This window comes from Ekhidna sp. (assembly GCF_965227465.1).
GTDB lineage: Bacteria > Bacteroidota > Bacteroidia > Cytophagales > Cyclobacteriaceae > Ekhidna.
This window is the reverse complement of the sequence record NZ_OZ245746.1, coordinates 4,209,031-4,231,767: the sequence shown is the minus strand read 5'-3', so window position 1 is coordinate 4,231,767 and position 22,737 is coordinate 4,209,031. Positions and strand designations below refer to the sequence as shown.

Sequence of the window (22,737 nt, the reverse complement as noted above, 5' to 3'; positions counted from 1 at the left end):
AAATCTGATCAGTTTACGAATAGATTTCTTTCATTTCAGCGTATTTTACAATGTTATGAAAGTGGATAATTCGATGACCAAGGGAATGTATTTACCCGAGTTTGAGCACGATGCTTGTGGGATTGGGCTGATTGCAAATATCAAACGAGAAGCATCTCATCAAATACTCTGTGACGGAATACTCATGCTCGAAAATATGGAGCACCGAGGAGGGTGTGGTGCCGAGCCGGAGACAGGTGATGGCGCTGGCATCATGACTGAAATCCCATTATCGCTATTAAACCAAGAACTAAAAGATAAAAACCTTCATCTTGAAAAAGATCAATTTGGTTTGGGGATGGTATTTCTCCCCAAGCCAACATGGGAAGAATGCCTGAGTAAATTTCTCAGGCTTGCCTCCTCCATGAATTTTGAGTTAATACATGTAAGGGAAGTCCCGGTTGACAATCGGTATGTTGGTCCAACAGCAAGAGAAAACGAACCTCACATTCTCCAGATTTTCTTAACTCACACTAGCCTTTCGGGCAAGGACCTGGAACGTAAGCTTTATGTTCTCAAAAAGTATGCATCTCGTCAACTGGCAATTACTTATCCGGAATTTTATATTTCCTCCTTATCAACAACGCAAATCATTTACAAAGGACAGCTGCGTACAGACCAATTAAAAAAATACTATCTCGATCTACAAAATCCAGCCTTTACTACTGCTTTTGCCATTATACATTCACGTTTTTCCACCAATACGTTTCCTAAATGGAGCTTGGCTCAACCTTTTAGATATGTTGCTCATAATGGAGAAATAAATACTATTCGGGGCAATGTCAATAAAATGAAAAGTAAAGAGGTGTTGCTCGCATCTCCCTACTTCTCTCAAGATGAATTACAAAAGCTACTTCCCATTTGCGACCATACCCTATCCGATTCGGCAAATCTGGACGAACTAGTGGAACTACTGATCATGTCAGGCAGAAGCCTGCCACATGCATTAATGATGTTGGTACCTGAAGCATGGCAATACAACAAGCAACTAGATGAAAAGACAAAGGCATTTTATAAATACAGTGCCTCAATCATGGAACCATGGGATGGACCAGCTGCGCTATGTTTTACAGATGGAAATTTAATTGGAGCTGCGTTGGATAGAAATGGATTACGTCCTTGCAGGTATACGGTCACTTTTGACGATCGACTTATTATTGCCAGTGAAACCGGAGCACTACCTCTAAATCAAAAGTTGATCAAGTCTAAAGGTCGGCTTCAACCCGGACAAATGATTGTAGCAGATTTCCAAACCGGACTGATCAAGTTCGATGAAGAAATAAAAGATGAAGTGGCAAACCAAAAACCATATGGAGAATGGATCAAAAAACACCGAATCAAACTTCGATTCTTACCAGGCCCAATTAATGACCCGGAAACAATTGAAAAAAGTCAATTAAAAAGGTTGCAGGTTGCTCATGGGTATACGACGGAATTAATCGAGAAAGTTTTGATCCCCATGGGACTTGATGGCAAAGAGCCTATCGGAAGTATGGGCTTAGAAGTGCCGCTGGCCGGGCTCAGCGCATTTCCCCAGCATCCTGCTAATTATCTAAAACAAATTTTTGCACAGGTAAGTAATCCTCCAATTGACCCCATTCGAGAACGGTTAGTCATGTCCTTATTTACGAGAATTGGAGAAGGTCATAACATTCTGATTGAAGAAGCTGAAGACTGCCGCCAAGTACATATCACACGTCCTGTGATACGACCAAATACCTTTCAAAAGATACTCGAGCTTTCTAATCTTGGTTTCAACAATCAGGTTATTAATGCGTTATTTGATCAAAATGAGACTTTACTACAGGGTATCGAGAGAATCTGTAAAGAAGCTGAACTTGCTGTAATGGCAGGAGCAAAAATTCTCATCATATCAGATGCCGGATCAAGTAAAGAGAAGCTACCGATACCCACGCTTTTGGCGACAGGTGCTATCCATCATCAGCTAATTGAAAAACGATTGCGTGCGAAAACAAGCATAGTTGTGCATGCCGCAGATGCTATTGAAGTACATCATTTTGCAACGCTCATTGGATATGGAGCAAGTGCAGTAATGCCTTACCTTGCTTTCTCAGAGTTAGAAAAAATAGCTGAAGAAAAGAAAATTGCTTCAGAGGTCGTTTCCGATAATTACGTTCAGGCTGTTGGTAAAGGGCTGTTGAAGATCATGTCCAAGATGGGCATCTCAACTCTTCAGTCCTATCAATCTGCACAAATCTTTGAGGCAGTAGGATTATCCTCTGAAGTCATAAACAAATGTTTAAAAGGGACCACTTCTCGCATTGAAGGAAACAATTTTGATCATTTTGAAGAGGACATTCGAGACAACCATCGACGCGGTTGCATAGAAGAATCTAAGCTAAAACACGGAGGAGTATACAGTTGGAGAAGGAGTCAGGAAAATCATCTAATTGATCCCGAAACAATCCATTTACTTCAAAAGTCTACCAAATTGAAGAATTATGATCTCTTCAAGAAGTATTCTGAAAGGCTAAACAATCCCAAAGAGAAATTGGTAAACCTTCGACATCTCTTAAACTTTAAAAGAGGAAATCCAATAGCCCTTGAAGAAGTAGAGTCCGTCGATCAAATTTTAAAAAGATTTGCGACTGGCGCCATGTCTTTTGGCTCCATCTCTCATGAGGCACACACCACGCTCGCTATCGCAATGAATCGTATGGGCGGGAAAAGTAATAGTGGTGAAGGGGGTGAGGACGAAAGCCGTTACAAATCGAAAGAAAACGGAGATTCTGAACGATCTCGAATTAAGCAAGTTGCTTCAGGTCGGTTTGGTGTAACGTCTCACTATCTAAACAATGCAGATGAAATTCAGATAAAAATTGCACAAGGTGCGAAACCAGGTGAAGGCGGTCAATTACCCGGACATAAGGTTGATAAATGGATTGCTAAAGTTCGAATGTCAACACCAGGGGTAGACTTGATCTCCCCTCCTCCACATCATGACATATACTCCATTGAAGATCTAGCTCAACTTATTTTTGACTTAAAAAATGCTAATCCTGATGCAAGAATTAATGTAAAACTGGTTTCTGAAACCGGAGTGGGAACTATTGCCGCGGGAGTAGCTAAAGGCTTTGCAGATGCAATCCTAATTTCTGGGGCAGATGGAGGCACAGGGGCTTCCCCGCTAAGTTCCATTAAGCACGCTGGCCTACCTTGGGAGATGGGCCTATCAGAGGCACAGCAAACACTGGTCAAAAATCGATTGAGAAGTCGGGTGGTGCTACAAGCTGATGGAAAAATGATGACCGGAAGGGACATAGCCATCGCGACTTTGCTGGGGGCCGAAGAATGGGGCGTCTCTACCGCAGCTTTAATAGCTGAGGGATGCATCATGATGCGAAAATGTCACTTAAATACATGCCCGGTTGGGATTGCGACGCAAGATGAGCGTTTAAGAAAGCTATTTACTGGAGATCCTGAAGATGTAGTCACACTGTTCCGATTCATGGCTCAGGAACTTCGTGAAATTATGGCTGATCTCGGATTCAAAACCATTCATGAGATGGTTGGACAAGCACATATGTTGGAACAAAACAAAAACCTTGATGCACGAGGAATCGATATTTCACCAATATTACATTATGAAGAAGTAAATGATACACGGTATAATTCTAGAAAACAACAGCCTATCACGGATGATGTAATTGATCATCGTATATGGAGAGATGTGAAAGAGGAAGTAGAAAATGGAGAGGTTGCTTCTTATGATTACGAAATCAAAAACACTGACCGTTCAACTGGTGCTATCATTTCAAGCATTATTTCAAAATCACATGGAAAAGCTGGTCTGCCCGAGGATCAGATCAAGCTAAAGTTCAACGGATCAGCTGGCCAGAGTTTTGGAGCTTTCCTTGCAAAGGGTATAAAGTTTACCTTGGAAGGAGACGCCAATGATTATGTGGGCAAGGGTCTTTCAGGAGGTCGAATCATTATTCATCCTAAACGAAACGTAAAGTTCAGAGCCAGGCATAATACCATCATTGGAAATGTGGCACTGTACGGGGCAAGTAGCGGTGAAGCTTACATCAATGGAATAGCAGGTGAACGTTTTGCCGTAAGGAATTCCGGTGCAGTAGCAGTAGTCGAAGGACTTGGAGATCATGGTTGTGAATACATGACAGGAGGAACCGTGCTTGTATTAGGCAAGACAGGTAAAAACTTTGCAGCTGGCATGAGCGGAGGAATTGCCTATGTTTTAGACTCTGGTGGCACCCTAAAAGAAAACACCAATATGGAAATGGTCATTTTCGATGCAATCGATAGTGAAGATGTTAATCGTGTGCGAGCATTAATTATTAATCATTTGCGACATACCTCTAGCAGCGTTGCACAGGAAATTCTACTAGACTGGAATCGCTACATCAATCATTTGGTTAAGGTGATCCCTATGAAATACAAAAGCATTCTTGATGAGGCAAAGGCAGAGATGCCAATGACTCCAATCTATTAACAAGGAGAATATGGGAAAAGCAACAGGATTTTTAGAATACAATAGGGAGCTTCCTGAAAAAATGGATGTAGCTGAGCGGGTGCAAGAATACAAAGAGTTGTACCTTCCTTTCGCTGAAGAAAAAACCAATGAACAGGCTGCAAGGTGTATGGATTGTGGGGTTCCGTTCTGTCATTCAGGCTGCCCATTAGGAAACAAAATCCCGGACTTCAACGATGCAGTGTATCATCAGGATTGGGAAGAAGCTTACACCATCTTGAAGTCAACGAATAATTTTCCTGAATTTACCGGTAGAATTTGCCCTGCGCCCTGCGAAGGATCATGTGTACTTGGAATCAATCACCCACCAGTGGCGATTGAACATATTGAAAAAAGCATTGCCGAAAAAGGATTTGAACTGGGTCTGGAGAAACCCAGAATTCCAGGCGTAAGAACTGAACATAAAATTGCTGTGATTGGATCAGGCCCTGCCGGTCTGGCGGCCGCTGACCTACTAAACCAGGCAGGTCATCTGGTCACTGTTTTTGAGCGTGACTCAAAGCCAGGTGGGTTACTAAGGTTCGGAATACCTGATTTTAAGTTAGAAAAGTGGGTAGTAGAACGAAGAGTTGACTTGCTAACGGAAGAAGGTATTCTGTTTAAAACAGATACAGAGATTGGAGTAGATATTAAGGCCAATGAGTTAGACAAGCAATTTGATGCGATTGTCCTATGCGGCGGAAGCACAATCCCAAGGGATCTTAAAATAAAAGGAAGAAAGCTGGATGGAATTCATTTTGCCATGGACTTTCTATCACAACAAAACCGGGAAGTATCTAATCTTTCACAAATAGATAAGCAACGAATTTTTGCAACTGATAAAAATGTCATCGTAATCGGGGGAGGAGATACAGGTTCCGACTGTGTAGGTACCAGCAATCGTCAAGGAGCCAAGTCGATCACTCAGATTGAGATCATGGTCAAGCCTCCCCTAGAACGAGCAAAGTCTAACCCATGGCCGGAATGGCCAATGATCTTACGAACATCTACTTCACATGAAGAAGGATGTGAACGTGAATGGGCCTTGATGACCAAAGAATTCATTGGATCTAAGGGTAAACTCACGGGCTTGAAAGTGGTTGAAGTAGCTTTCAAGGAGGGTAAAATGGTTGAAAGAGAAGGCTCTGAGCATGTTCTTCCATGTGAGCTGGCTCTGATCGCTGCTGGGTTTTTACATCCGCAAAAAGAAGGATTACTCGAACAGTTAAAGATTGAGCAGGACGATCGAGGAAATGTGAACACAACAAACTTTAAGACCTCTTCAAAAAAGGTATTTGCAGCTGGTGATATGCGTAGAGGGCAGTCTTTGGTGGTTTGGGCGATTGCAGAGGGTAGAAAAGCAGCAGAGGCTGTTGATGCTTACCTCAAAGGCTAAACACCAACAGTTCCGCAGGTCAGGAGGCTAGGTCAGTTACAATTTCTTTTTCAATAGCCATATGTTGTTCGCCATGATAGCCAATATCCATTCCTTCTAGTTCAAGATCCTTGGTAATTCGACCACCCTTTGTAAATAAAGCCACTATTTTAAATACCAAGAACGTGCCTAAAGCTGAATACACTATGGTGGCAGCTACTGACTTTAGCTGAATCCAAAACTGATCAGGATTTCCATAAAACACCCCGGAAGAAGATGGATCAATTGCAGGGTTTGCCAATAGTCCGGTTAGTAATGCACCGGCAATTCCGACCATTCCATGCATTCCGAAAGCATCCAGTGTATCATCATGACCAAAATATTCCTTCAACTTCACAACACCTATATATCCTACTACACTACCAACTGCTCCGATAATCAATGCGCCAGGAACCCCGACAAATCCAGCTGCAGGGGTTATGCATACCAAGCCGGAAATTACACCTGATGCTACTCCGATAAGAGTCGGTTTCTTAATGATCAACAGCTCTATTAGAAGCCAGGTAAGTCCACCGACGCAAGCGGCAATGTTTGTTACAAGGACAGCATTAGCGGCTGACGCGTTGGCCCCATACGCACTCCCGCCGTTAAACCCAAACCAGCCAAACCATAAAAGTGCTGACCCCAAAATCATGAATTTAATGGATGATGGCTTGCGCTCTTCGTGGAGATTCATGCGCCTACCCACTAGAAGTGCTAAGATTAAACCGGAAACCCCAGCATTGATATGAATAACTGTGCCTCCTGCAAAGTCTAAGTCACCATGAAGAAACCCCTCGGAACCCCACACCCAATGACAAACAGGTGCATAAACAACCACAATCCACAAAATGGAAAACCACATCCAACTAGAAAAGCGGATGCGTTCGATTACTGAACCACTCACTATTGCTAAAGCAATTGAAGCAAATGTCCCTTGAAATGCAACATCTAGTAGTCTTGGAATATTGGCACCTGCCACCAAATCATTGACATTAATTCCTGAAAGAAATAAATAATCTAATCCACCAATAAAATCATTTCCAGAAGCAAATGATAAAGAGTACCCAATAACTACCCACACAATCGTACCTATTATGAATGCAACGTAGCTCATTCCAACTGTATTCAATACACTTTTACTTTGGGTTAGCCCTCCATAAAACAATGCAAGTCCTGCGGGAGTCATCAACATTACAAGGGCCGTTGACATTAACATCCAGGCCGTATTTCCAGTATCTATAGAAGCATCTTCTTGAGCAAAAGAGAGGATGGGAATAGCTATTAAGGTAAAAATTGAGGCAATTTTTCTTCCATTTGCATGTTTCATGATAATTATGGTTTAAAATCCAACCATAAATTTAATCATTTGCAATTTTTATAAATATATGCGCATGTTTTTTATAGGTAAATCGATAATAATTTACATATCATCTAATATTGAGAATTAAATTCAGGTGATTTTACAAAATAGCGAATTAAAGAAGAGTGTTATTGTAAAATTTACAATGATGAATCAGGTCATTTAATACCCTTCAATCCCATAACCTCCTTTGGGCTAAGGTGGCGATATTTTCCTCTCGGTAAATTTTTCTTAGTTAGCGATGCGAACATGACTCTGTCAAGCTTTTTAACAGTATAACCAAGGTGTTCAAAGATTCTTCTGACAATCCTATTGCGCCCAATGTGAATTTCTACTCCAAGGGTTTTATTATCCTCACCTAAAATAGCCATCTCATTAACAGTGGCTGGACCATCATCCAGTTTAACACCTTTGAGTATGGCTTCAAAATGCTCACTTTCAATAGGTTTCTCCAACTCCACCTGATAAATCTTTTTGACTTTATGTGATGGATGAGTGAGTTTTTTTGCCGTCTCTCCGTCATTGGTGAAAAGCAATAAGCCTGTGGTTTCCTTGTCTAATCGACCAACGGGATAAATTCGTTCATCACATGCCTTGTCAACCAATTCCATGACGGTGCGCTTTGCGTGAGGATCTTTGGTAGTTGTGACAAATCCTCTGGGTTTATTTAGCAACACATATTGATGTGTTTCAGACTTTAACTTCTGCCCTTTGTATTCAACGCTATCCGTCTTCTTTACCTTGTAGCCCATCTCGGTGATCACCTTACCGTTCACCTTTATTCTTCCTGCTGCGATTAAATTATCAGCTTCTCTTCGAGAACAAACTCCTGCATTTGCAACGAACCTGTTTAACCGTATCTCCGCAGGTTTTTGGATCTCCTTTTTGTTGGGTCTTTTCATCATTTAGTCAGTTTTAACTGACTTTATTCTTTCTCTTCTCCAATGGAATTTTCTTCCGTGGTAAAGTCTTTCGGTGTGGGGAGTTCTTTCAAATCATTTATTCCAAAATAATCCATGAACTTTTGGCTTGTACCATAGAGCAAAGGCCTACCAACTCCTTCGGATTTGCCTTTTATTTCAACTAGTTCTTTCTCTAGCAACTTTTGAATAGAATAATCACAGCTCACCCCTCTGATCTGTTCAGCCTCACTTTTGGTAATAGGCTGCTTATAAGCGATGATAGAGAGTGTTTCCAACGCTGAATTGGATAAACGTTTTTTTGATTGTTGTTTTAGTAAAATACCAATGCTTGCCTGATAGGCCGGCTTAGTCAAAAATTGATACCCACCTCCGGATTTAACCAGTTCCATCGCAAAATCATCCGACTGAAATTTAGTTTCGATCGTTACTAACCCCGACTGAATATCTGCAACGGGAACATCAGCGTCGAACATCTCCTTCAGACAGTCTTGAATTTCATCTTCAGCGATAGGTTTTGGTGAACAGAACACCAAAGCTTGTATGTGATTAGCCAGGTAATCCATTTAAGACTGCCTATTCAGCTTAGCATCAATGCTTTGTGTCGTATGCGGCACTGCCATCAGTCTCTCTTTTGAGATCAATTTGCCCGTATCCACACAAATACCATAAGTTCCGTTCTTGATTCGAACTAATGCATTTTCCAGATTATTGATGAATTTTTGCTGACGACCCGCAAGTTGACTCAGCTGTTCTTTCTCTGCTGTATCTGCACCATCCTCCAAGGTTTTTACAGATGAAAAGCTATCGCCGCTATCATCAGATTCACGAGTTAGTGAACCTTTTAGCGTATTTAATTCCTCCTTCGCCTTAGCTAATTTTTGAAGAATGAGCTCCTCGAATTCTTTAAGTTCTTCGTCAGAATATCTTGTTTTTTCGCTCATAGTAGGTGAGTTTATTAATCTTATAACGTAAAATCATGCGAAAATACTCAGCTTATAGCACAAAAAATAATGGGATTAATCCAAAATATTCTTTTTTTAGTCTAAAAATCACGTCCAACCACGACGCTTTCTTTAACTATTTCCGAGTTTCCACTATTATCATATATTTCAAATATGATTAAATAGTAACCCATTCGTGCAATCTGCCCATCATCTGTATCTCCATCCCATCGCAAAAATCCTGACGTTGACAAAAGTACTCCTTGTGCCAGATTCTTGATTAACCTTCCGTTCTGATCATAGATATTGACATTGGCAAATTGACCTGGATTTTCTAATTCATAATTTATGGTAGTAAAATCTCTGCCAGAACCTGCATTTCCGGGAATAAAGACCTCAGGGTTTGCTTTTACTTTCCCTTTGGGAGCTTTGCTAGCTAACGATTGAGAATTTGCATACCCAGGTGTTGCAAATCCTTCTATACTGGATGCTGATCTCCAATTATCTGCTGTATTCGGAATTTCAAATGAAACACGCTCCAGAGAAACTCCGTCCGCGCTCTCTAATAATCCATAGTGAAAATCTTCATTGTAATTAAAAGATTCTACTACCTCTGCATTTTCATTGAGTAATAACACAGCTCCTTCGCTATTAGGATACGATGGCATAGATATAACTTCAATAAAATTCTCAGATTCTCCCTTTGGATAATTGGCCAACAACTGATCTGAATTAGTTGTAAAAGCAAGGTATTGCCCGGGATTGATAATCAACTCTTCATCTGTAATGAGCTTGGGATTTGAGACCTCACCCTCATCTAATGTTGCTAGTTGCCAGTCTTTCAAACTGATGTAGTTGTCCGAATCATTAAATATTTCAACAAAATCATTTCCATTGGATCGAGGATTAAAAAGGATTTCACTAAGTTTTATTTCTTCAGCCTCAGCTCTAATTGGTAGGGTGAATTCAACGGCGGTTTCCGGTGAAGAATTACCTGAACAATCCTGAATCCCAGAGACAACTAATGTATAAATGGTATTTTCAATTAATAATTCTTCTAATGCGAGCGTTAGTCTATTTGGAAAGAATGGATCAAAGTATGTATCAGCTACTCCAATTGAAGAAATCTCAAAAACTCCGATATCTTCAGATATCGGATGTATTTTCTCATTGAATATAATTCTTACAGAATCTGAGTCAAAGGCAATCACTTCAATGATTTCCGGACTAAAATTATCAGGGAAGCTTTCTGAGATGGAATTCGGCATACCTGGGGTGCCGCCATTACTATTTTGTGAACTGCTCCAATTGTTCTCCTCTAAACATGGATTGTTCAGATCTTTCATTTCCAGGGTATACCCACCCTCAACCTTATCTAAATCATGCCAGTCCGGATCGTATTTCAGTGAGAAAATTAAATTACCAGAATTCGTTAATAACAATTGCTCCCCTGAATTATTCAATGAAGGAAAGCCGGAAATTCCTATAACGTTTCCTTCAAATTCTGAGGCCGCAGCAGTAGATGTCAAAACATAAAATTCGCCAGGGTTTAGCATTGTGAATGGTAATTCTACACTCTCTGAAGCATCTGACAAGAATACATTTTCCGTGGTAAGTATGGCTCCCGTTGCGTTATAAATCTCAATGAATTCCCTGGCTGGTAGTGATTGCTGGGGTTCAGGATCGAACATGATCTCAGTAATTATTACTTCATTAAAAGCTGGTGATCGCCCAGACCCGAAAAGAATAGTAGTCTCTTCAATAACATTTCCAGCACAATCCGAAATGCCTGAAATTGTCAATTCATAAATAACACCTGCTGCCGGTCCATTGCTAAATGAAATCGATACTGATTTAGGAAACTCCCCACTCGGCATGATTTCGCCTATTGAAAGCCCATTATCGACATTATAGGTTCCATTAACCAAACTCAGCGAATCCATAACTTCGGAAAAGGTGATAGATAGATTTGTGTTAAAACTATATGCCTGAATTTGTGGAGCTACCACATCTGGTGAATCATCAAAAACTGAATTTTGAGAGTCTGGAGTACCCCCAGATGAATCTACAGACGCTACGTAACTGTCTACTGATAGACATGGATCATTTGGGTTAATTAATTCCTTAGATACTCCAGAAATACTTCCTTCATAAAAAATTGAATGGATTTCTTGTCCAGTACTATCGGAAAGCATAATTCTATCTTCATCATTCGACAGACTTAAACTTGATGTACCAATCACATTGTCAAATCCACCAAATTGCTCAAGTTCAGAATCATCAACAACCAGGACATACTGGCTTGGAGGCAACACATAATTCATTAATGGCGATCCATCCAAAGTCCAGTTCAATAGACTTATATTTTTATCTGACCTATTATAAAGCTCTACAAATTCCGCTTCTGGCAGACCTATTGATGGAATAGGATCAGCCAAAAACTCATTGATCACTACATCTCCTGCTACAGCCACCTCCGTCTCTATGTATTCAAACTCGATCGTCCCATCAACTACCCCATTACCCGAGAGGTCTTCCACTCCATTCACCGTCAGCGTGCGAGTCTCCCCTGAGGGTAGCGCACTCACCGTCAGGTGTACCAATTGATTATCACTGGCATCTCGTGTAGCTGTGCTTACAGTGATCCCGCCATCTATGCTGTAATTAGCTGTCGTCTCTGCACTCGTCTCTTCCAGCAACTCATCGAAGCTTACATCCAGTTCCGTCGAAGAGATCACACTGATCGAACTAATGGCTGGTGGAGTTGTATCAGGCGTGTCATCAAAAATGGAGTTTTGCTCCCCAGGTGTGCCTCCGTTAGCGTCCGTGCTCAATCCATAGTTGTTCTCCGAGTAATCTGGTCCATTCGGGTTGATCAACTCGCTTGAGATGCCACTCGAGGAACTCGTATAGGCCGTCTCATGGATGACAGTTGTTGATGCATTTGATATAATGATGCTGTCTCCGGCGTTGTTTAGCGATGGGAAGTTGTTGATCTCTAACACATCTCCATAGCTGCTAAACAGTGCCCCATTATCCGTTTCTGTCAGGATCAAAAAGGAATCAGGCCGCAGGATGTAACTGCCAAATGGTGATGAGCTGCCCGCAGCATCACTTACGGTCCAGCCACTCAGGTCTATAAACTTCGTAGAGCGGTTGTACAACTCTACGTACTCCGCATTCGGTATCGTGCTGGTCGCACTCGGTGAGGCCAAAAACTCATTGATCACTACATCTCCTGCTACAGCCACCTCCGTCTCTATGTATTCAAACTCGATCGTCCCATCAACTACCCCATTGCCCGAGAGGTCTTCCACTCCATTCACCGTCAGCGTGCGAGTCTCCCCTGAGGGTAGCGCACTCACCGTCAGGTGTACCAATTGATTATCACTGGCATCTCGTGTAGCTGTGCTTACAGTGATCCCGCCATCTATGCTGTAATTAGCTGTCGTCTCTGCACTCGTCTCTTCCAGCAACTCATCGAAGCTTACATCCAGTTCCGTCGAAGAGATCACACTGATCGAACTAATGGCTGGTGGAGTTGTATCAGGCGTGTCATCAAAAATGGAGTTTTGCTCCCCAGGTGTGCCTCCGTTAGCGTCCGTGCTCAATCCATAGTTGTTCTCCGAGTAATCTGGTCCATTCGGGTTGATCAACTCGCTTGAGATGCCACTCGAGGAACTCGTATAGGCCGTCTCATGGATGACAGTTGTTGATGCATTTGATATAATGATGCTGTCTCCGGCGTTGTTTAGCGATGGGAAGTTGTTGATCTCTAACACATCTCCATAGCTGCTAAACAGTGCCCCATTATCCGTTTCTGTCAGGATCAAAAAGGAATCAGGCCGCAGGATGTAACTGCCAAATGGTGATGAGCTGCCCGCAGCATCACTTACGGTCCAGCCACTCAGGTCTATAAACTTCGTAGAGCGGTTGTACAACTCTACGTACTCCGCATTCGGTATCGTGCTGGTCGCACTCGGTGAGGCCAAAAACTCATTGATCACTACATCTCCTGCTACAGCCACCTCCGTCTCTATGTATTCAAACTCGATCGTCCCATCAACTACCCCATTGCCCGAGAGGTCTTCCACTCCATTCACCGTCAGCGTGCGAGTCTCCCCTGAGGGTAGCGCACTCACCGTCAGGTGTACCAATTGATTATCACTGGCATCTCGTGTAGCTGTGCTTACAGTGATCCCGCCATCTATGCTGTAATTAGCTGTCGTCTCTGCACTCGTCTCTTCCAGCAACTCATCGAAGCTTACATCCAGTTCCGTCGAAGAGATCACACTGATCGAACTAATGGCTGGTGGAGTTGTATCAGGCGTGTCATCAAAAATGGAGTTTTGCTCCCCAGGTGTGCCTCCGTTAGCGTCCGTGCTCAATCCATAGTTGTTCTCCGAGTAATCTGGTCCATTCGGGTTGATCAACTCGCTTGAGATGCCACTCGAGGAACTCGTATAGGCCGTCTCATGGATGATCGTTGTTGAACCATTTGATATAATGATGCTGTCTCCGGCGTTGTTTAGCGATGGGAAGTTGTTGATCTCTAACACATCTCCATAGCTGCTAAACAGTGCCCCATTATCCGTTTCTGTCAGGATCAAAAAGGAATCAGGCCGCAGGATGTAACTGCCAAATGGTGATGAGCTGCCCGCAGCATCACTTACGGTCCAGCCACTCAGGTCTATAAACTTCGTAGAGCGGTTGTACAACTCTACGTACTCCGCATTCGGTATCGTGCTGGTCGCACTCGGTGAGGCCAAAAACTCATTGATCACTACATCTCCTGCTACAGCCACCTCCGTCTCTATGTATTCAAACTCGATCGTCCCATCAACTACCCCATTGCCCGAGAGGTCTTCCACTCCATTCACCGTCAGCGTGCGAGTCTCCCCTGAGGGTAGCGCACTCACCGTCAGGTGTACCAATTGATTATCACTGGCATCTCGTGTAGCTGTGCTTACAGTGATCCCGCCATCTATGCTGTAATTAGCTGTCGTCTCTGCACTCGTCTCTTCCAGCAACTCATCGAAGCTTACATCCAGTTCCGTCGAAGAGATCACACTGATCGAACTAATGGCTGGTGGAGTTGTATCAGGCGTGTCATCAAAAATGGAGTTTTGCTCCCCAGGTGTGCCTCCGTTAGCGTCCGTGCTCAATCCATAGTTGTTCTCCGAGTAATCTGGTCCATTCGGGTTGATCAACTCGCTTGAGATGCCACTCGAGGAACTCGTGTAAGCCGTCTCATGGATGACAGTTGTTGATGCATTTGATATAATGATGCTGTCTCCGGCGTTGTTTAGCGATGGGAAGCTCCCTACCTCTAATACGTCTCCAAATGTTTCAAATAATGATCCATCACCTGATTTAGTTAGAATGATAAATTCTCCAGGTTCTAAGGTATCGGCACTAAAGGTTGACGATGATCCAGCTTGATCACTTAATGTCCAATCTTCCAGGCTTATAAATTTTGAAGATCTATTAAAAAGCTCAACAAATTCGGCGTTTGGGATTGTACTTGAAGCGCTTGGTGAAGCGAGAAACTCATTAATTACCACATCGAATTCTATAGCCTCCTCAAGTACCAGGTAATCAAACATTTCCTGGCTATCAGTATCAATCGCATTACCATTTTCATCCTCAACATTGTTTATCGTAATTGTGTAGGTTGTTCCATTTTCTAATGCAGATGTAGATAGATGGACTAGCGAATTATCACCCCCGTCCAAGGAGGCACTTGCCACAGAAACTGAACCGTCAATGGTATAATTGACTGCATTTTCTGCTATTGTTACATCAACGTTTTCGTCAAACTGCACATCTACCTCTGTCTCCGATATTGCAACTACTGATTGAATTGTTGGTGGCGTTGTATCATTTGGCCCTGTCCCCGTAACATTAAAATCATCGAAGAAAAAATTTGTCGCCCGAGTAGACGTATAGTCACACATTACTCCAAAGTATTCAGAAGTAGTATAGGTAATGTCGGTCGTGGTTCCCTCTGAAGTATATGTGCTCCCACCAGTATTGTCTATCAACAATTCCCAATTGCCACTATTATCTCGCGTTACCCTTACCGAAATAACTGAATTACTTACCTGTGTGACGTCATCTGTTCCATCAATTAAAGGAGTTCCAGAGTTAGTTGAGAATAAACTGATGTCATCATCGGTACCTCCAACTCTTAAATAATATCCGCTTACAGAACCTTCAAGATCAGCAATATCTGAGACCAGAAAAATGAACATTTGATTGGAGCTGGATAATCCGGTGCTTGTTAGTCCAACAAAACCTACTTTAAACTCCCAGGTCGCATCACTAATAGCTATTGAGGGTAGGCTTAGATAAGACTCATTGTTGGATGCTGGAGAAGAATTATTAAGCCTTAATTGATTCGACCCATCTATGGTAAACTCAGAGTCGTCACCGCTCCAAGTGGGGTTTGATGTGAAGTCCCCATCAGTAAAATCATCTGTAACCTGACCAACCAACGCACCACCTATGCCGAGTAAAAAAAGAAAAATGAATCCTTTCATAATTTCGGATCTTATCAAATGTAAATGTAGCAGATTGAAAGTGAAGGTCTTAAAGTTTAGTTGTAGCAGTAGTCCCGGATATTTTGAGGCCCCCGTCCAAAATCATTTTTCTTAAAAACCATTCTAATGGAAACACCATTACAGCAATTCCCACATCAAATAAGAACTCCATCACTGGTGTACTTTCAAAGGAAATAAATGTATTTATCACCGCTTGCAAAAACTGAATGATGATTACCAATGTCAAGATACTTAGTCCATGTTTAATAAATCGGTTGGTTGCTTTGGACTCATTTAATCTTGAAGAAATACCGATCATCATGGCAAGAATAAGCGCTTGAATTGCATAGAACCATGGCTGTTGCCAATACGGAGTTGCAACAGTAAATTCTATTAAAGTTGCTTCGTCAATTTGATCTAATGCATCTCGAACTCTTACCTTAAGTTCATAATCTCCCGGTGGCAAAAAGCTATAGTCTATCAAATTCGCGTGCGTCCAATTGGACCACTCTGTATTCAGACCTTCCAATTTGTATTGATATTCCGGATTTAATAGTCCCACGTAATCAGGTTTTAATAGCTCAACAGTAAGCGTATTTTGATCATGTGAAAGCTGAATTTTTTGATTCACCTTCATCTCTCCACTAGTCGTAACTAACCTTTTTACAAAAATTGAATATGATTTATGCAATTCAGGAATCTGACCAGCGGCATATGCCAGCAGTTGATTGTCATCTGTTATTAACCAATACCTGTCTAGTTTCTCGTCGTAGTTGATGTATTTGAGATTTGGAAAAACCCCCAAATATTGAAACTCATTAATGCTTCCATCTGGTAAGAGAAGGTGCCATATTTTTCCATTATATAACCAAACTCTACTTTTTTCATTGTGTAAATGATGATGAGGGCTTCCTAATTCTTCCTCAAGCTCCCTGTCCTTTAAAATTCTATCCTTTTCCCTGTCCAGCTTGAAAAAGCCTTGAGAATTAATGAAATATAATGCGTCTGCATGTTCCCATATACTTAATTCATCATAGAACTTATTATTGATTTCATAGCTGTGCTCAATCTCAAAACCTTCATTGGTTATTAAGCCTTGATATATGTGTGAGGTTCCAGCTAGCCAAATATGGTTCTTATGATCCATATAGACATTCAGAATAATATCCTCAAACCCCTGGCTCGAAATCTCTGTCCATATATCATTAATAAGCTCAAAGTATTTTAAATCACCTCTTTCTGTACTTATTATCAGTTGATTACTTTCCGGAATTAAGTATGCGTACTTGATTGCTTCGTTGATAACCAGTTGAGCAGAATTACGAGTGATTTCATAAATCCCCGTATGACTAGTAGCTAAGATTCTATCCTTTGTTTCAAGTAATTGCTTGAACTTACCGTCTGTTCCCGGGACGTGATGAAATTGATAGCTTACTCCTGTTACTACTTTTTCAACCCTCCTTATATATTGTGCTTTTGGAGATGTTTTTGTTGGTGTGGTAGGACCCGAATCTTGCTTAGCTATGAATTTTTTCTTTTTAGCTCCATCATTTTTTCCAGAATCATTTGCCCTATCCTTTTTCTTAAAGAGTCCACTTAAAAAGCCTTTCTTTTTTCTTTTTTTCTTCTTACTTGTTTCTTCCTCATCAGATTCTTCATTTTGACCTTTCTCTAGCTCTTTTTCCTGAGGCTGTGAGTTGGGTTTCATTTTAGCCGATACTGGTTTTGAATTTTTAGTGTTTACTTTTTCGATGTAAACCCTGCTTCTGTAAGATGTGTCTTGAGAAAAATAGTAAACACCCAAACTAGTGTTTATCCACAAATCGTCATGAATACGCTGAACCTCGATAAGGTTTCCTTCCAAACCGGGAAAATTAGTGTAGCTATAAGCGGGAAACATCGGAGCAATTCGAGTTAGACCAAATTCATGAGCAACCCAAACGCCCTGATTATTATCTGCATATAGGTCATGGATTTCATTATCAGGTAGCCCTGAATGATAATCAGTTACTTCAAAATATGATGAATCTTCAACATGTAGGAAGAATACACCGGATTCAAGGGTAGAACATGCAACTAAAGAATCGTTTATCCATTCTAAATCTGTAATAACAACATCCGCTTCCTGCAGTCGATCGTAATGATGATGCGGTTTAATTTGCCTGTTCTTCTTTTGATACAGACCTCCATCTAAATCAACCGCAAATTCATTTTCCCCATTTGGCGAGGCACTGATTAACCCCCATTGCTTTGACTCATTCGAAAGTGTGTCAACCACTCCACCTTTAGCGCTAATTACTAATTCATCGTATGTATTAATAAATAATGTGTCCTCATACACATAACCATTTAGAAAATCGCCACTTATAAGTTTTCTGTATTCACCCTTTGATAGGGCGTATTCAAAAAGATTATTATCACTCAGGAAATAGATATAATCCTTTGTCGCAAAGGTTTGTAAAAAATGATCCGATAAGGAATCACTAGATAAAATAGGGATATACTTATAAGAATTATTTAAATAATCCAATTTTCCAAACCCGCCGAGACATCCGACATAGACGGTGTTGTCCTCTGAAACAGCCAAAGAGAGTGCAGAAGAGTTAGTTCTGTAAAAATCCCACTCTACCCCATCATACTTAAGAACGCCAAATCTATTTGCGATGCAAATGATCCCGTTTTTATCCGCCTTTATCTCAAAATTAATGTTGTCAATCTCTGAATGTTTCGGAGAATGGTGAGATAAAATAAAATCACCTGTTTGCGCTATACTGAGCATACTTATGAATGAAGTTGCAAAGAATATAAGGGCCTTGAATAGCTGATTAAAAATAATCTTCATAATGTATTGCGATTAAATTTTAGTAGTTCCTATGTTAGCTATCCAGCAGAAAAATTTCACCCTTTTGGGACTCTTCTGCCTGGGTAATGTTTGCATACAGAGTGGGAGATTTTAGGTATTGAATCCCCTTGTCTTTACCATTGTCGATATATAAAATTAGTAGTTTTGCTGTAGAAAAATTAGAATCTTACTTAAGTACAATATGAAGGTTGCAGTGGTTGGAGCAAGTGGTCTTGTCGGACAAAAAATGCTTCAGATAATGTCGGAAAGGTCTTTCCCCTTGAATGAGCTATTACCCGTAGCATCAGAAAGGTCAGTCGGTAAAACCATCTCCTATAACGGCAAAGAATATAAGATCATTTCGATGGAAGATGCCATTGCGGCAAAACCAGACATTGCGCTTTTCTCTGCCGGTGGATCTGTATCCCTTGAATATGCACCTAAGTTTGCTGAAACAGGCACAGTAGTGATCGATAACTCCTCGGCCTGGAGGATGGATGTAAGTAAGAAGTTGATTGTACCAGAAGTTAATGGTAATGTATTGAGAATAGATGATCGCATCATTGCTAACCCTAATTGTTCCACCATACAAATGGTAGTGGCATTGAAACCCTTACATGATGCTTTTAAGATAAAACGAATAGTAGTTTCTACCTATCAGTCAGTTACCGGCTCAGGTAAAGGGGCTGTTGACCAACTTGAAGGTGAGCGAGCTGGCAGAGACGTTAAAAAAGTGTATCCTCACAAAATAGATATGAACGCTCTACCACACATAGATGTATTTCAGGAAAACGGCTATACCAAAGAAGAAATGAAGATGATTAAGGAAACCATTAAAATAATGGGTGATGATTCTATCAAGGTAACTTCTACCTGTGTCCGAATTCCGACCGTAGGTGGTCATTCGGAGGCGGTAAATGTTGAATTTGAAAATGAATATTCTCTAGAGCAGGTATACACTATTTTATCGAAAGCTTCAGGAGTTACAGTAGTTGATGATCCTACAAATAATCAATACCCCATGCCATTGAACGCCCATGATAAAGATGATGTTTTTGTAGGTAGGATAAGACGCGATGAAACTCAACCTAAAACCTTAAACATGTGGATCGTTTCGGATAATTTAAGAAAGGGTGCAGCCACAAATACCATTCAGATAGCTGAATATATGCTGGAGCATAGTCTGGTTTATTAATGAATAACATTGATTTACTTCAAAGCGATGAGGTTAAGCGTTTTATAAAAGAAAATGTTGAGACAGATCCATCTGGATTGCTCCTAAACCCACCCAAGAATTTTAAGAATCACATCAAGGAAATTGTAAATCAGATTATTGCCAGAAAAAAAGCCAAAGGTAAGCTGGATGATTGGGCAACAAATTTTGAGTTGGTTATGCCAGCTCCACTTTCTATTGAGCAGGCATCTTCTCAAACCACCTGTACTTACAAACAAAATCTGATATCAGGGGATTATCTGGTGGATCTAACCGGGGGCATGGGTATTGATTGTCTTGCTTTATCATCCTCCTTTAATAGGACCATCTATGTCGAGCAAGATCCAGCATTATGTGAAATATTTAGATATAACTCCCTTGTCTTAGATTACGCGGTGGAAATCAAAAATATGGAGGCGTTAGATTATATAAATTCGGCGATTTGTAATCCGAATAAAACCACATTTTACCTGGATCCTGCTCGCAGGGATAGTGATCAAAAAAGGGTATTCAGGATTGAGGATTGTTCGCCAAACCTTACGGAGCTTTTACCTGCCCTTAGAGAAAAAGCTAACCACGTTTTAGTGAAATATTCTCCTTTCCTGGACATAAAAGGCATCTTAAATACAATCCCAAATGTGAAAGAAGTTCACATTGTTTCTGTAAAAAATGATTGTAAAGAGTTGCTTCTTTTGATTGATTTTAATTTCACCGGCATCTCGCAAATAACTTGCGTAAACTTAAAAAGCGAGCAACATATATACTCGTTTTCATTTGAGGAAGAGGCGCTCAGCCAAGCAAGAGTTGGTGAAATATCGAGCTACATTTTTGAGCCTAATGCCTCAGTAATGAAGGCAGGAGCTTTTAATAAAATTTGCGCAGATTATGATCTGATAAAGCTGGGAGAAAACACACATCTATATAGTGAAAATCGTCTTGTTGATTCATTTCCAGGTAAGACCTTTGAAGTCATTTCAAACGCTAATGAAACCTCAATTAAGGAATTTGCTACAAATGGAAAAATAAATGTGATAACAAGAAATTACCCGCTTAGCACTACAGAATTAAAGAAAAAATTAAAATTACGAGACGGAGGAGACTATTTCTTAGTCGCATTTAAAGACTTAAATAACAAAGCGAAAATGGTAATTGCTAAATTGATTCATCCTTAAAAATCACTCGAAAGACTGAACCTTTCCCGAGCTCACTTTCCGCTTCAATTTCACCACCCAAACCTTTAACGAAATCGTAACATAAGGCCAAGCCTAATCCATTTCCTTTTTCTCCAGCTGTGCCATCAGTTGTGGTTAATCCTCCTGTAAATAAGCTCTCCAGAACTGTATCCCTCATACCAACACCCTCGTCTATAATTTCTACAACCTTCGTTTTTTTACCTTTCGCACAATTCACTAGTACACTTGAGTTTTTGTGTGAAAACTTTATTGCATTTACTATTAAATTCCTAAGAAGAATTCTTACAATTCCCGGATCAGAGTTTAGATAAAAATCTTTTGCACACTCAAAATCCAACTTAATTTGTTTTTCATCAAGGCGATCCCTGAGCTCCTCTTCTAGTCGTTCTAAAATCTTATGTAGTGAAAATTGTTCTTTAATAAAGTTCTCCCCTTCCATTTGACCTTCTGCCCATAGAAACACGTTATTAAGAAGATTCATCAGATTTGAAGTCTTCTCTTTCACTTCTGGTAGCAGTGGTTCTATCTCCTCCTTACTGATAAGCTTTTCATTAAACATTTCAATGACTGATGATACAGACTGAATTGGAGATTTGAGATCATGAGATACAATTGCAAATATCTTAGCTTTAAAAGCATTTAGTTTTTCAAGTTTTCGTTTTCTTGAACCCAACTCTCTAACTACCAGCACAATTATCGCAATTAGAACAGCGGCTATAACAAGTGCAACGACAAGCCCCTGAATGATTAGTTGACGTTGTTCAGCCAGCTGCTTATTGATGGTGTTTTTAGATTCCAAAACACGCATTTGAAATAATCTTTGATAGTAAGATAGAAGCTCTAATTCATTAATCATCGCAATATTCTGAACGCTATCCATATATCGTTCATGAAGCAATTCCTTTTCGTAGGCTTCCTTGAATTGATTTAAATCACCGTAGCACCGAGATAATGTTCTACTCGCAATAAAAATAAGCTCCTTCACATTGCTTTCTTTGGACATAGTAAAAGCTTTTTGAGCGTGCTCAAGCGCCTTTTCCTTTCTGCCCAATTTTCTATCCAATTCTGCTTGTAGTTGATTGGCCCGAATAATCCCTCTTTTACTTTCAAACTTAGTTGCATTTGCAAATGTGAGCTGAAGAAGAGAGTCTGCTTTCTCCAGGTTGCCTTCTTTAAAACTTAACTCGGCTTGATTAAAAAAGAAGATGGAATGCAAATGCACGAATTGCGGATTTAAATACTTAGACGCAGCAATTAAATAATGCCTGGATGAGTCGTAATAACTTAGATCTAAAAAAGCTTTTCCAATATTATTATTGATCGCAAATAGTCTGAAATTGTCCTTTAACTTTTTTTGAATTTCTAATTCAGACTTATAATATCCTATGGCATCAAGACCTAATCCGGACGAAGCATATACATTGCCAATGTTCCCCAGGTTCTTAGCCATTATTGATTCAAACCCGTTTTGCTCTGACATTTGCAGAGAAGCTTGGATTTTTTCGAGTGCAATCATTTGATTTCCTAAGGACCAGTGAGCACTTCCAATTCGATTGAGTGTCAGTGCAATTAAGGAATCACTTTTAGCGTCATTAGCTAATTTATTGGCTTCCAGAGCAAATTCCAGGCTCTGTTGTGGTTTATCGTACAATAGTGAATCGCAGTTTGCTATGAGTTCAGAGATTTTCTCTTCAACGCTAGCTGACTGAGCATTTGAGATCAGTACTCCAAACAGGAGCATTATCCATAAGATGTGATTGGTGAGTTTCACTAAG

The 22,737-nt window shown here is 40.6% G+C and carries 11 protein-coding genes; 4 read left to right on the top strand and 7 right to left on the bottom strand.

The window, feature by feature from the left end:
- Positions 1 to 73: 73 nt before the first annotated feature.
- Complete coding sequence (gene gltB / locus ACO05G_RS18630; protein ID WP_421765725.1) at positions 74 to 4,513, top strand: glutamate synthase large subunit; 4,440 nt, start codon at positions 74 to 76, stop codon at positions 4,511 to 4,513.
- A gap of 10 nt (positions 4,514 to 4,523) precedes the next feature.
- Complete coding sequence (locus ACO05G_RS18625; RefSeq protein ID WP_421764096.1) at positions 4,524 to 5,927, top strand: glutamate synthase subunit beta; 1,404 nt, start codon at positions 4,524 to 4,526, stop codon at positions 5,925 to 5,927.
- Positions 5,928 to 5,946: 19 nt separating this feature from the next.
- Here the strand turns inward: ACO05G_RS18625 and ACO05G_RS18620 are convergent, their stop codons facing one another.
- From ACO05G_RS18620 to ACO05G_RS18595, 6 genes are all read right to left on the bottom strand, one after another.
- Positions 5,947 to 7,275, bottom strand: a complete 1,329-nt coding sequence (locus tag ACO05G_RS18620) for an ammonium transporter (RefSeq protein ID WP_348283431.1) — start codon at positions 7,273 to 7,275, stop codon at positions 5,947 to 5,949.
- 191 nt (positions 7,276 to 7,466) lie between these two features.
- On the bottom strand, positions 7,467 to 8,213 hold the full coding sequence (locus ACO05G_RS18615; RefSeq protein WP_421764095.1) for a pseudouridine synthase: 747 nt from the start codon (positions 8,211 to 8,213) through the stop codon (positions 7,467 to 7,469).
- Between the two features lie 20 nt (positions 8,214 to 8,233).
- Positions 8,234 to 8,794: an SMC-Scp complex subunit ScpB gene (gene scpB, locus ACO05G_RS18610; protein WP_421764094.1), complete on the bottom strand. Its 561-nt coding sequence runs from the start codon at positions 8,792 to 8,794 to the stop codon at positions 8,234 to 8,236.
- On the bottom strand, positions 8,795 to 9,172 hold the full coding sequence (locus ACO05G_RS18605) for a TraR/DksA family transcriptional regulator (protein WP_348283428.1): 378 nt from the start codon (positions 9,170 to 9,172) through the stop codon (positions 8,795 to 8,797).
- Positions 9,173 to 9,273: 101 nt separating this feature from the next.
- Positions 9,274 to 15,714: a lamin tail domain-containing protein gene (locus ACO05G_RS18600; RefSeq protein ID WP_421764093.1), complete on the bottom strand. Its 6,441-nt coding sequence runs from the start codon at positions 15,712 to 15,714 to the stop codon at positions 9,274 to 9,276.
- Positions 15,715 to 15,763: 49 nt separating this feature from the next.
- The gene (locus ACO05G_RS18595; RefSeq protein ID WP_421764092.1) at positions 15,764 to 18,556 is read right to left on the bottom strand and encodes a triple tyrosine motif-containing protein; all 2,793 of its coding nucleotides are present in this window, start codon (positions 18,554 to 18,556) and stop codon (positions 15,764 to 15,766) included.
- Between the two features lie 202 nt (positions 18,557 to 18,758).
- Here ACO05G_RS18595 and ACO05G_RS18590 point away from each other — a divergent pair, with 202 nt between their 5' ends.
- Both ACO05G_RS18590 and ACO05G_RS18585 read left to right on the top strand, forming a co-directional pair.
- The gene (locus ACO05G_RS18590; protein WP_421764091.1) at positions 18,759 to 19,751 is read left to right on the top strand and encodes an aspartate-semialdehyde dehydrogenase; all 993 of its coding nucleotides are present in this window, start codon (positions 18,759 to 18,761) and stop codon (positions 19,749 to 19,751) included.
- Positions 19,751 to 20,941: a THUMP-like domain-containing protein gene (locus tag ACO05G_RS18585; RefSeq protein ID WP_421764090.1), complete on the top strand. Its 1,191-nt coding sequence runs from the start codon at positions 19,751 to 19,753 to the stop codon at positions 20,939 to 20,941. The genes ACO05G_RS18590 and ACO05G_RS18585 overlap by 1 nt, the downstream gene beginning before the upstream one ends.
- On the opposite strand, the gene ACO05G_RS18580 is transcribed toward ACO05G_RS18585, so the two are convergent.
- Positions 20,922 to 22,733: an ATP-binding protein gene (locus ACO05G_RS18580; protein ID WP_421764089.1), complete on the bottom strand. Its 1,812-nt coding sequence runs from the start codon at positions 22,731 to 22,733 to the stop codon at positions 20,922 to 20,924. The genes ACO05G_RS18585 and ACO05G_RS18580 overlap by 20 nt on opposite strands.
- Positions 22,734 to 22,737: the final 4 nt, after the last annotated feature.

Bases quoted from the DNA above. Each gene is read 5' to 3' on its own strand.
- gltB (WP_421765725.1), top strand. From the start codon at position 74: ATGACCAAGGGAATGTATTTACCCGAGTTTGAGCACGATGCTTGTGGG.
- ACO05G_RS18600 (WP_421764093.1), bottom strand. From the start codon at position 15,714: ATGAAAGGATTCATTTTTCTTTTTTTACTCGGCATAGGTGGTGCGTTG.
- ACO05G_RS18585 (WP_421764090.1), top strand. From the start codon at position 19,751: ATGAATAACATTGATTTACTTCAAAGCGATGAGGTTAAGCGTTTTATA.
- ACO05G_RS18590 (WP_421764091.1), top strand. From the start codon at position 18,759: ATGAAGGTTGCAGTGGTTGGAGCAAGTGGTCTTGTCGGACAAAAAATG.
- ACO05G_RS18605 (WP_348283428.1), bottom strand. From the start codon at position 9,172: ATGAGCGAAAAAACAAGATATTCTGACGAAGAACTTAAAGAATTCGAG.
- ACO05G_RS18595 (WP_421764092.1), bottom strand. From the start codon at position 18,556: ATGAAGATTATTTTTAATCAGCTATTCAAGGCCCTTATATTCTTTGCA.
- scpB (WP_421764094.1), bottom strand. From the start codon at position 8,794: ATGGATTACCTGGCTAATCACATACAAGCTTTGGTGTTCTGTTCACCA.
- ACO05G_RS18620 (WP_348283431.1), bottom strand. From the start codon at position 7,275: ATGAAACATGCAAATGGAAGAAAAATTGCCTCAATTTTTACCTTAATA.
- ACO05G_RS18625 (WP_421764096.1), top strand. From the start codon at position 4,524: ATGGGAAAAGCAACAGGATTTTTAGAATACAATAGGGAGCTTCCTGAA.
- ACO05G_RS18615 (WP_421764095.1), bottom strand. From the start codon at position 8,213: ATGATGAAAAGACCCAACAAAAAGGAGATCCAAAAACCTGCGGAGATA.